Origin of the sequence: Desulforhopalus vacuolatus (assembly GCF_016918505.1) — a bacterium.
GTDB lineage: Bacteria > Desulfobacterota > Desulfobulbia > Desulfobulbales > Desulfocapsaceae > Desulforhopalus > Desulforhopalus vacuolatus.
In genome coordinates this window covers 1-1031 of sequence record NZ_JAFFPZ010000089.1, presented here as the reverse complement: position 1 = coordinate 1031, position 1031 = coordinate 1, and the positions used below count along the sequence as shown (strand labels likewise).

The 1031-nt window shown below is 45.1% G+C and carries 1 protein-coding gene; it reads right to left on the bottom strand.

Annotated elements, in window-relative coordinates; translation table 11 throughout:
- The coding region (tnpC, locus tag JWG39_RS16010; protein WP_338032241.1) for an IS66 family transposase at nucleotides 1-1025 on the bottom strand (1025 nt) is incomplete at its 3' end.
- Nucleotides 1026-1031: the final 6 nt, after the last annotated feature.

Below are 1031 nucleotides of genomic sequence, written 5' to 3'. Positions count from 1 at the left end.
CGGAAACAACCAGATACTTTTTGTTTTACCTTCGCCATACGGAGATCTCGTTCTGCCCTATTATTAGTGAATGGGACATAGGGCTTTTTTGCAAACAGCAAGACTGCGGTCTCATATTTTTTCAGTCGATCCCAAAGATTGTGAGCATCAGACTTGGCCATCTTGCCCCGCCGACCTTTTGGCTTAGGAGGGATTTCGGGCAACTCCTTGCTTCCACGAGTAAGGATGTTACGATAGCGTTTTTGCAGATTGGCATACTCTTTGTCATCAAGACATTTTGTCTCTCGTTTTGCGATAATATGGCACGTCTCCTTCAAGAGTCTTTTTATATTCTTGGCCCACCGGTATTGATTGGAGTCCACAATAAACGTCAACTCCCTCAAAAGATGCGAACCACAAAGCCCATGCCCACAATGGTCGTAGGAAAGATATGATGCCCAGCAATCATGGATAATTACCCCGCCATATCTTGGAATGATATTAATGTCTTCGATAGCTTCTATGCCCCGTTTGCGATGAAGCATTTTCAGGGTGGTTTCACCGGATGAATACACATGGATCCAGTGTTTTTTCTTCTCAACCTGAAATGATGTCTCATCGACGTGAACCGATTGGGCTGTTAAGATATTTTCGATTGCTACGGCTTCCCAGTCACCCAATGCCAGGTGGAGGCGAAGTATAAATTTAAGCAAACTGGCCTCAGAAAGAACTACGCCGATCATTGCCGATACCTGTTTTTGAACACGGTTCAGAGCAACCATCTGAGAAATTACCAGGTGAATGACAAACGCTTTGAGTCCGTTTCCATACTGAAGATTTCCCGGCATATCTTTCGGGAAGTGTCCTTTGACCCGGGCTCCGCAATTGGGACACTGTTTTATTTCGGCGTCGACATGTTCGACAACTTTTTCAAAAATGATATCTATTTTTGTCCGTCGTTCATGTTCATGGCACGGGACGTCGCTCAGAGGATTACCACAGACATCACAAATTGCGACTTCGGCAACAGTAACGTTCTCTACCACCCGAGT